Source organism: Bradyrhizobium sp. SRL28 (assembly GCF_018596315.1).
In the GTDB taxonomy this organism is placed as follows: domain Bacteria; phylum Pseudomonadota; class Alphaproteobacteria; order Rhizobiales; family Xanthobacteraceae; genus Bradyrhizobium.
Map to the genome: position 1 here is coordinate 1 of NZ_JAHEAG010000096.1, position 10,408 is coordinate 10,408.

General features: G+C 57.3%; 7 protein-coding genes and 1 pseudogene. 2 read left to right on the plus strand and 6 right to left on the minus strand.

What is annotated here, in order from left to right; all coding sequences use genetic code 11:
- Positions 1–190, plus strand: a 190-nt coding sequence (locus tag KIP88_RS44520; protein ID WP_214494381.1) for a hypothetical protein, incomplete at its 5' end; no start/stop codon positions are given.
- 890 nt (positions 191–1,080) lie between these two features.
- Here KIP88_RS44520 and KIP88_RS44525 read toward each other — a convergent pair.
- A complete protein-coding gene (locus KIP88_RS44525) occupies positions 1,081–1,968 on the minus strand; it encodes a LysR family transcriptional regulator (RefSeq protein ID WP_214494383.1) in 888 nt (295 codons plus the stop codon).
- Positions 1,969–2,072: 104 nt separating this feature from the next.
- Here KIP88_RS44525 and KIP88_RS44530 point away from each other — a divergent pair, with 104 nt between their 5' ends.
- Positions 2,073–3,572: a CoA-acylating methylmalonate-semialdehyde dehydrogenase gene (locus tag KIP88_RS44530; protein WP_214494386.1), complete on the plus strand. Its 1,500-nt coding sequence runs from the start codon at positions 2,073–2,075 to the stop codon at positions 3,570–3,572.
- 465 nt (positions 3,573–4,037) lie between these two features.
- Here the strand turns inward: KIP88_RS44530 and dctP are convergent, their stop codons facing one another.
- From dctP to KIP88_RS44550, 5 genes and pseudogenes are all read right to left on the minus strand, one after another.
- Positions 4,038–5,198: a TRAP transporter substrate-binding protein DctP gene (dctP, locus tag KIP88_RS44535; protein ID WP_214494388.1), complete on the minus strand. Its 1,161-nt coding sequence runs from the start codon at positions 5,196–5,198 to the stop codon at positions 4,038–4,040.
- 462 nt (positions 5,199–5,660) lie between these two features.
- Positions 5,661–6,694 (minus strand): annotated as a pseudogene (locus KIP88_RS44540) (amidase); the annotation flags it as partial.
- 330 nt (positions 6,695–7,024) lie between these two features.
- On the minus strand, positions 7,025–7,225 hold the full coding sequence (locus KIP88_RS44545) for a hypothetical protein (protein ID WP_214494389.1): 201 nt from the start codon (positions 7,223–7,225) through the stop codon (positions 7,025–7,027).
- 1,477 nt (positions 7,226–8,702) lie between these two features.
- Positions 8,703–8,795, minus strand: a complete 93-nt coding sequence (locus KIP88_RS48895) for an ATP-binding cassette domain-containing protein (RefSeq protein WP_374226608.1) — start codon at positions 8,793–8,795, stop codon at positions 8,703–8,705.
- A gap of 196 nt (positions 8,796–8,991) precedes the next feature.
- A complete protein-coding gene (locus tag KIP88_RS44550) occupies positions 8,992–10,134 on the minus strand; it encodes an ABC transporter substrate-binding protein (protein ID WP_214494391.1) in 1,143 nt (380 codons plus the stop codon).
- Positions 10,135–10,408 lie beyond the last annotated feature (274 nt).

Genomic DNA, 10,408 nt, shown 5'->3' on the forward strand with positions numbered 1-10,408 from the left:
CCAGCTTGCCCAATTCCTGAACACCGAGATCATCGAAGACAAATTGATCGAGTTCTTCCTGTTTTGCGGCGATGCTCGCAGACGTTTGCAAGCCTTGTCCGTTAGCGACAGGTGTACGACCCGGACATCCCTGGTGCAGGGGTTGCACCGCAGGAATCCTTTTTCTCCAGCAGTTTCGATTGTGTCGTGACAAAAGATGGGTCAACGTTCATCAATTTTGCAACCACGTTTGCCAGAACCGTTGTCTTTGTCTAAGTCCGTCAGCGCCATCAAGATCATCAATTGTGGCTCAGTAATGCCAAGTGCATTGGCCCGGTAATAACGCCGAAACCGTTCCCCGAGCTTCAAATGCGATCGCAGAACGCATCTCGGTCCAAACGTCATCTCGGCGGATCTTCCCGCGCGTGCCGTGATTCAACGCCTTTGTAAGTCAGCCCGCGCCGTATCCGTTTTTCTGCGTTCGAACCCTGTCGAATCCTGTAAGTAGAATCGGGTCGATTGTTGATCCAAGAAAAAGGCCGCGCGAATATTGCGCGCGGCCAAGTGAGGGAGGAAACGCCCAAAGGGCTAGTGAAGGAGCATCGAGATAAGGTAGTCGATCACCCCTCGATAACTCCAAGCTTGCGGAAACATGAGTGTCGCTAGATGATTAGTCGTCTCTGAATGCCGAGAGCGAACAATCCATAATCAATTTCTTGCGTTGCTGGTCGGCGACTTTGGTGCCTCTTTCGCATGTTTTGTGCAAAATTGACCAGATAGTCGCAGGATGCAGGCGGGCTATTGTCGAGCCCACAAGAAGTTCGCAGCATGATACCAGTGAATTGATGTCCGTTGATAGATCTACAAACGTGTCCCACGAGAAATACGTAGCGCGTCTCGGACTGCTTTTCCCAAGCAATCCTGGTTGCCTGTCGTTGCAGGCACAAAGCTCATTGCCCCTCAGTTCGCTCTTGACGCCGAACAGCAGCGCCTCACTACGTGCTAGTTCAGGATTTCGAAATCAATGTAATTTATTTGCCCGGTGGTCATGCCGGAACGAAGCAGTTACGTGCTGGCATACCAAGCTCGCGCAGTGACAGGTCAGTTCGATTCGAAGCTGGATCTGACCGCTTTTACTGACGCTACTATGAAGCGGTGAACTTCTTGAACTCGCCGCGTTTCGTGCGTATCGGGATGCGAGGTGAGCCAGTAGCTTCGTACGAACCGCACGTCAGGGAGCAGGCGTCGCAGCTCCGGATAACGCCGGGCAGCATAGTCGTGCAAAACGCCGATGCCGTGGCCGCTTCGCACGGCCTCCATCTGGGCGACCACGCTTCCGCACTCGTACCGGCGCGACATCAGCCGGCCAAGCGCCGACGCGTAGTCCAGCGCGCGGCTATACACGAAATCCTCCACATGCGTGACGAACAGCCGACCCGCCAGTTCGGATTGACTTCCGATCGAGCCTTCGCGCGACAAATAGCTTTCGGCCGCGTAGACGCTAAGCGTGTAGTTGGTCAGTTTCGACAGGATCAGTCGTCCTTGCTTCGGCGGTTCGAGGGTAATTGCGACATCTGCCTCCCGCCGTGACAATGAAAAGGTGCGGGGGAGCGGCACGAGCTGGATGACGAGGCCAGGGTGTCTGGCGGCAAGCGCTCCCAAACGGTCCGCCAGAAAATAGTTGCCCAATCCATCCGGAGCTCCAACGCGCACCGTGCCAGTAATCGCTTCGTTGGCTCTTCCGATGCTCCCGCCGACTTTAAGAAATTCGCTCTCGGCGCGCTCCGCCGCTGCCACCAAGGCCTCGCCGGCCGCTGTGAGCGTCGAGCCGGACGTGCGACGCTCAAGCAGCTTGACGTTGAGGCCCTTCTCCAATGCGGTGAGTTGACGGGCGACTGTCGCATGATTGAGCCTCAAATGCTTCGCTGCTTTCAAGATCTGCCCGGCACGCGCGACTTCCAGGAATATTCGAACCTGTTCCCAATCCATCGACTATACTTTCTGCACAACGATGCCGCGGATTCTACGGTTGATACGCAGATTTATGTGCTCAATGTCAATCGCGATCATGCATTCGACCGAGGAGCGCAACGATGTCCGCGACCATTTTGAATTTCATCAACGGTAAAGTGGTGCAAAGTCGAGGAGCCAGAACCTCGCCCGTGTTCAACCCCGCAACTGGCGAACAATCTGGAACGCTCGGCTTGGCTTCGGCCGAGGACGTGCGATCTGCAGTCGTTGCGGCCCGGGCGGCCTTTCCGGCTTGGGCCGACACGCCTCCGCTCCGGCGTGCGCGCATTCTCAACCGCTTCTTGCGGCTTCTTGAGGACCGGATCGATGAGCTCGCCCAAATCATCACCGCCGAACATGGCAAGATCCTATCTGACGCTAAGGGAGAGATCCAACGCGGAATGGAAGTGGTGGAGTTCGCAACTGGCGCACCGCATCTCCTGAAGGGCGAGATCACGGAGAATGTCGGCACGCGGGTCGACAGCCATTCTCTGCGGCAGCCGTTGGGCGTTGTCGCGGGGATCACGCCATTTAATTTTCCGGTGATGGTCCCAATGTGGATGTTCCCGGTCGCACTCGCCTGCGGAAATACCTTCGTTCTCAAGCCGTCCGAGCGCGATCCGTCGGCTTCTCTGATCCTCGCGAAATGGCTTGAGGAAGCGGGACTACCTCGCGGAGTATTCAACGTTGTTCACGGCGACAAGGAGGCGGTTGACGCACTTATCACCCATCCCGATGTTGCGGCCGTGAGTTTCGTCGGTTCGACGCCCATTGCCCGCTACATCTACGAGACCGCGACGCGTCATGACAAGCGTTGCCAGGCGCTCGGCGGCGCCAAGAACCACATGATCATCATGCCGGATGCCAATATGGATCAGGCAGTTGATGCGCTCATGGGGGCCGCGTACGGCTCGGCGGGCGAGCGCTGCATGGCGATTTCGGTTGCCGTCCCGATCGGCGACACGACGGCAGAAAGTCTCATCCAAAAACTGGCACCGAAGGTACGCGCACTGAATATCGGCCCCGGCAGTGATCCGGATGCGGAAATGGGACCGCTGGTGACCAAACAACATCTCGATAAAGTTCGCGCTTATATCGACGCCGGGGCTGCCGAGGGCGCGATACTCGTGGTCGACGGACGCGAGTTCAAGCGCCAAGGCTATGAGAATGGCAATTTCATCGGGGGAACGCTCTTCGACCGAGTGACGACAGACATGAAAATCTATCGCGAAGAGATTTTTGGTCCCGTGCTCGCGATTGTTCGAGCCAACTCCTACGATGACGCGGCCGGCATGATCAACAAACACGAGTTCGGCAACGGCACCGCCATATTCACCAGAGACGGCGATGCCGCCCGGGAATTCGCCCATCAAATTCAAGTGGGCATGGTGGGCATTAACGTTCCAATCCCGGTCCCGATGGCCTTTCATTCGTTCGGGGGCTGGAAAGCATCTCTCTTCGGCGATCACCACATGCACGGCTCCGAAGGAGTTCGATTTTATACCAAATTGAAAACTATCACGACGCGGTGGCCAACAGGTATTCGGGCCGGCGCCGAGTTCGTGATGCCGACGATGAGTTAGGGCTGCTCGCCAGTTGATCGTGAAGGCTAAGTTTTGGCCTTTCCAAATTTTCAGCCGCAGCCTCACGTGAGGCGGGGTCGGCGTCGGCTTTCCAAGCATCTGCGCATGTATACGAGGCAAAAAAGTCTTGCTTCTGGCGTGCGCCACTTTGCAGAAACAGAGCGCTGATCGCCCGGGCGTGAGTGTCAAGATCGGCCAGACGAGCGTGCGGCTGCAGTGCGAAGCATATCCGAGTTGCGAATGTGTTACGCAGCTCAATGGTCATCTTTACCTCTACATCAGGTCGAGCTCAGGCACCCAGTATGCGATGATCCGATGCTAGATGGCCAAAGCTTCGATGGCTGCGTGATTCGAAAACTTTGAAGGGGCAGTTCTTCAAGTTGAGGTAACAACGCCGCTCTGAGTCAAGCGACAGCGAAACTTCGACAAGAAGCAGAAACTCCTCAAGAATCACGGCGATTGGCTCTACGGTGCTGCGAGATCACCTAGCTCCTTGACAAGACCCTCGCGCCATACCCCAGCCCTCTCCATCTCTGCGAAGACCTGTCGAGATTTCATTCGCCAAGCCTTTACTCCAACGTTGCATAAAACGGCGCCATCTTCCTCCAACAAGGCCGGCAGGAGATCACGGGTGTGGCCGAGGAGATTCGAACAAAATTCTGCAGCCTCCAGAGCGGCCTGCTCCAACCCCGCCTGAACGTAGGGAGCCAGAATCTGGTATCGTTGAAGATTCATTGCGAAGGTCAAATCAAGCGGCCGATAGTCCAAAGCTGTCATGAACGTTGCAAACCGCGTAAATCGCATGCTCACAACATGGCTAAGGTTGGTGATGATCGCTGTGAATTTACCCGCCTGGAAGGCATCGCCCACATCGTTCCACGGAACAACAACAGGCCGACACCCCATGATCTCCAGATATCGAAACATGGTATCGTTTTCTGGGCAACGTATGACTATACGGCTCAGATCATCAGGATGGAGTATAGGAGTCTTCGAGAGCAGAACGAGTGATGGTCCCCGTTTCCATTTTAACTTTGGATTCAAGAGTTCTACGGAGTTGCTTCGAAGCACTTTCCTTACTTCTCGATCGAACAGTGTACTCTCCGAGAATTTTTCGAGATGCGCTTCGTCCTCGAAGCAGAATGGCAGTGAGGCCAGTTTTAGCGGATCGGAATACTGCTGAAAGAAACTCAGACTTTCGACAAAAATATCAATAACTCCATTAACGAGCGCCCGAACCTGGGTCTCGGCGGGACCAAGTTGCGCGGCCGGGAAAACGGAGAGCGTGAGATCAGATCCTGTTTTTTCGCTGACAAGAGAAGCGAACATTTCGATAGCTCTGCCTTCAGGGTCCCAAGAGGGAACAAGCGTACCCAGGCAGCGCGGCATTTCAGAATCGCGCTGGAGAAAATATTGCGCTGGGCGATCCAGTTCGAGGCCGAGACGTACCAAAGCGGCGATAGAAGTCGCCGCCTTTCCCCTTTCCAGCTTCGAGAGCTGCGACACTGACATCCCAACCTTGCCGGCCAGGTTTTCGAGACTCAGGTTCCTGGCCTTCCGAGCCTCGCGCAAGCGTCTCCCAATTAAGCCATTGATTGCGTTCTCATCGTCGGACCTAGCGTCCATCTCATCTCTCCCGCAAATGCACTGACTTCGTATCGCAGCTGCGCCGTTTCACTGGGACCCTCGACCTTCAATGAAAAAGCAATTTGAGGCACAATTGTTCTATTGGACAACTTTTTCGCTCTACACCACTACAATTTTTCTTGACATGAAAATTAAAGACGTGCCTGCTATGACGCAATAAGACATAACCGCTCTGAACTGCCTAAATTCGATCACGGCACGGAGGGGAAGCCGTGGCGGGGAAGGAATTTGGCACTTCCGCTTGCAGAGTATGGGGAGAGGCTGGCCAAGGTCGAGAACGCGATTCAACAGCGCGAGATGATCGGCATCCTTATCCATTCGCCCGCGCAACTGCTTCCTGAATCGCCACTGGCGGCCGCCTATCTCAATGAGGATTCGGTCTTTGTGGTCTAGGCGAGAAATACGGCAGGGTCTAAGGCGTAAGACGATATTCCCGACCCGGATTGCGTCACGGCCACTTCTTACCGGATGGTAGCGGGTCTGGTCGGCGCTGACGGCCTGCATCAGGCCGACGAGAACCTCGCCCTCCCGGTGCGCGGGCAGGGAGATTGCGCAGCCATCGATCATGTTGATCAGGGTGCAGTTGCGCAGCGACTTCAGATTGGCCGTGGTGAACGCCTTGTCGTCGGCGAGATCGGCAATCTTCGGCGGCGTGTTCGCCATCGTCGGCAGCACCAGCGCGTCGTAGGGCGCAAGCCGCGCATTGACCCGCTTGATCAGCGAGCGCCGCTCATTGAGGAGATCGATGTAGTCGGCTTCGCTCTGCGCCTCACCACGCATAATGCGAACCGAGACACGAGGGGGTCATAGACGTCGCCCTTGGCAGTGATGAGGTAGCAGTGCAAGGCATAGCTTTCCGACGCGGCAAAGCCACCTTTGGCGTTCATTGGGCCAATGTCATGGAATTCCGCCATCTCGACGCGCTCGATGATCGCGCCGTGATTGGCGAGCGTCGTGAGCGATCGCTCAAAGGTCTGCGCGACCGGCGCGTCGCGGTCGTCGAGCGCAATTGTGGTCGGCACCGCGAGCCACATGCCCTGCACCGGACGCGGCTTCAGCGGCGTGACCGGCTCGTTCGCGAGCACCGCGTCGAGTATGGCAGAGCAACTGACCGATCGCGCCACCGGGCCAATGCTGTCGAGCGAGAACGAGAGCGGCACCGTGCCATCGAGCGGCACACGGCGCATCGTCCGCTTGTAGCCGACGATGCCATCGTAGGCAGCCGGAAGCCGGCACGACCCGCCAGTATCGGTGCCGAGCGCGCCATGCCCCATGTCATCTAGCACGCAGACCGCGGCGCCCGACGAGGAGCCGCCGGGCACATGACCCTCGGCGCGATTTCAGGCACCCATCGGCGTGCCGAAATGCGGATTGATGCTGATGCCGGAATAGGCGAACTCGGTCATATTGGTGCGCCCGATCAGCACGAAGCCGGCCTGGCGCAGCCGCGCGACGGTCGCCGCGTGCCGGCCCGCCCCACCGACCACCACGCGTCCGGCATGCGTACCGATAGCGCCCCATCCAATCGCAGGAATCCGGAAAGGCTCAATGTCAGACATGCCAGCGGTCAGCGGCCCCTTTCTGCTGCATACCGCTTCAGCGCAGTCCCGGCAGCCACCCTCGCAAGCCCGCCCGCGACCTCGCTCAAGCAGCGGAACACCGCGTGCGCATCCGGCACGATTAAGGCGGGTGCGGCGCTCCAACAGTCTAGACCGTCATTTTGCTGCGGTCCGGTGTCAGATGCAGGCAAGTAAAGAAGACCTGTGTTCTCTCAGCAGCGCCCACCACTGGGTCTCGAGGATTACTCACAAAGGCTCCTGCTCCGCCGCGAGCAGATTGAGCAGACCAAACGGCATCCAGGCCAGGAAAGGCCAAAAGAGCCAGAAGGGCCCGAGCGCGCTATAGGGCGCAGACGAACGAACATCGTCGCGTGACAGCTCAACCGCAGCACGCCTGTTCGTCCTGTAAGCATTGAAGTCAATGATTGTTGCCGACGTCTCTTTCATTTGATTTTTCCATGCCATTCTTCACGCGTCTATTGGGCCGCCGGCGACCAGCGAAGCCATTTATGGTCGGCCTCCCGCCGCGCCTTGAAGCGGTCTACGCACTTTTTGGAGCAGAGGACTGTTCGCCAGCAGTAGTAGGGATCAGCCCGAACCGTCCGCCGCATATCGCGCAGTACTTTACTGAACCGCGATGGCAACCATGGGAGCTGTTGCGCATTCTCGCCTCCTATCGGCCTTGGGTGGATAGACCCCCGCATTTTTTGCCGCAGCACCATGCCTGCACGTAAAGTGCGGGTCGACAAAGCCAACTCTCGCGGCATGTGCGGACACGAGGCACACGAGTTTGACTCTGACGAAGCGGCGGCACTTAGGTTTCTCAGAAAACGCGCGAAGCGGGGACGGATCGAATGTAGGCCACCCTATTCTGTCTGCCTTCAACGCGAAACAACTGGCATAATGGAGCGACATTTGTCCACGGCCAGAGAACCCTTCGTCAAATCTAGATTCGAGGACTGATCATCAGCTGTTTATTCGTGGTCCATCTCGCCAATCTCGGAAGTCAAGTTGGCGGCGAGTTCGACTCAAGAACAAAATTGTACCAGTCCAACAAAGGCAAGATTGGCGAGCGCGCCGATCAGCGCCCATGTGCGAACGGCTACAGGCGAAAGCCCTCCGTGGTCGTGTGTGATCGATATCCATAGCGGCTGCATCTGCATCACCTCCAGAAGCGCCGGGGATCACATCACACGGGCAGATTTAGTGGCCACTCACACAATGCATAGAGCGCCGATAACGAGACCGGCGCAACAAATCCCATTGCGGTCTCACGCCGGCGGGAGCGTCACGACGTTCGGCACCAGCTCGACTTGAACGAACTCGTCCCCGATGCGTTCCGTTTCAATGCGACGCGCTGTGCTCCCCCAGGCCCGCGATAGTGGACAATGACATTCTACACAAGTTGCGCCTCTGCCTTCAAACTTCGATTCCTGAACGGCCCCAGGCCGGCGGTCAACTGGAACTTTAGATGGCGCGATTATTGAAAAGACCTCTCAGTTTAGCCAATTCTCAGTCGTGTCCCTCTCCTACTATCCGTTGGTGCGGAGTGATCCGGCCCGCATTGCTGCGGTAGCGCAACCTTGTCCAGAAGCGTGCAGAGCGTGCTTCTGACTGGAGTTTCCAGAGCGCTTGCAGCTTTCAGATTTCGCAGAAAACAACCGAAACGGAGCGGTTTCCTCTCACTACCGATTGGCGGAAAGGCGACGTTTCATTCAGTCGACGAGGAACTGGCAATCCTGCCGGGTCTATACAAGCCAGACCTGACTTCCCGCTTTAGGCGGGAGATGCCGGCCCGCTGGCTGGCTCTGTTGACGCTAGTACGCAGCCATCCTCGAGCCATAGCTCATGAATTAAATAGGTGCCTTCAAAAACTGAGCGATCGAGTGTGGCCTTAAACGAGTTTGTAGCCGTTCTCGGCGGCTCATTGACCCCTTCGGATCAGAGTATCGCCGCTTGTAGGCTTGATTAACCCCGCCACCATTCTCGTGAGAGTGGTCTTTCCGCAGCCGCTCAGGGGTACTGCCTATGCGTAGGAAATGCCATCGTCCTGTTTGGCATCCCAAGTGAAAGCAACAGAATCTCCGCGAGCGCCACCACAAAAAAGCACCGTGAGGAAGATGCTTCCGGGCAGCAGCAACCAGGCCCACCGTGTGGGCGGGCCAATGGCGAAGTCCGCGAGGACTCCAGCCGGCCGTCGATTGCTATGGAGTTCATCCTGCCCGCCATGCCAGCCACCGCTCCTGGATGTGATCTTCATTGGTCTTGCCGTCCGGGCGTTTGGCCGCGAGCCAAGCTGCGTCCGCGCGGATGCACTTCGAACCGTTCTCGGGATTTACGTTGACCTGCGGGACCAAGTCGGCTGGTAGATACTTGAGCTGATTTTTGTTTGGCCCGGGGTAGCCGGTGCCCTGTGTCCACCCGGCCGCAATCTGCGCGCGGTTCAAGAAGGCGATCAGCTTTTGCGCGTTCGCGGTGTTGGGGCCACCCTTCAGAATCGTTAGGTACTGGTCGCTGAGGTAGGCCCCGTCCCAGACAAACTTGATCGGCGCGCCCTGGCTGATCGCGCTGATGACACGGCCGTCGCCCGCGGCGGCCATCGCGTACTCTCGGTTGATCAGGAGTTGCGTCGGTTCTCCGCCGGAGCTCGACCACTTGGTAATGTGCGGCTTGATCTCGTCGAGCTTCTTCAGCGCCCGGTCAATCTTGTCGTCCGTCAGCGGCCAGATATCCGTGCGAGCGACACCGCCGGCGAGCAGCGCAAACTGGATGGTTATCTTACCTTGGGAAGCGAAGAGCCCCCGTGGTCCCGGGAACTTCTTGACGTCCCAGAAATCCACCCAGTTTTGCGGGCCGCCCTTCGGAAAAGCGCGTTGATCATAGGCGAGCCCCGCAGCTGCACTGTAGCTCACGACTGCGTCCTCGAGACGAGTGTGCGGCGGCGTGCCTGCGAGCGACTCTTGATCCCAGAGACTGTAATCGATTGGCTCGAACATCCCGGCTTCGTGCATTGCCGGATAGTTCGTTGCTATTAGATAGGCGGTGTCCCAATCGACTCTGCCGGCGCGAGACATCGCCTTTATTTGTGGTTCAGCGTAATCGGCCACCACGTCCACGACTTTGATGCCGGTCGCCTTCGTGAATGGATCGAAAACATATCGCCGCGCGCCTTCTGTAAACGAGCCACCATAGCTGTAAACTACGACTTCGCCACTGCTGCCAGCGAGCTTTTCCTGCGCCCAAGCTGTGGTGGCTTTGACGACGAACGGTATGCTTAGTAACCCCGCCGTTGACTGAAGTAGTGAGCGTCGGCTCAGGCCACGGTGTGAATGGCCGGCCGGATCCTGTTTGTTCATGACGTTCTACCCTGCAAAGCACAAATAGATTGTTGCGCGCATTATTTTATACGGTCGAGCGCGGCGGACCTTCGAGAGTTGGGCGAAGCACGTGAGGGCCGCAACGATCACCTCCTGCAGTGTATCCGCAAGATAGTCCGCTCTCAGGCTCAGACTATCTCCATCTTTTGCGCAAATATTACCGGCCCCTGAAACCGAGGTTCTCTAATTTAGGCGCTCGTAATTCAATAATTCGGCGTTTGATTGGGAGAATGCGCAGGTTTTGTGCGCGACC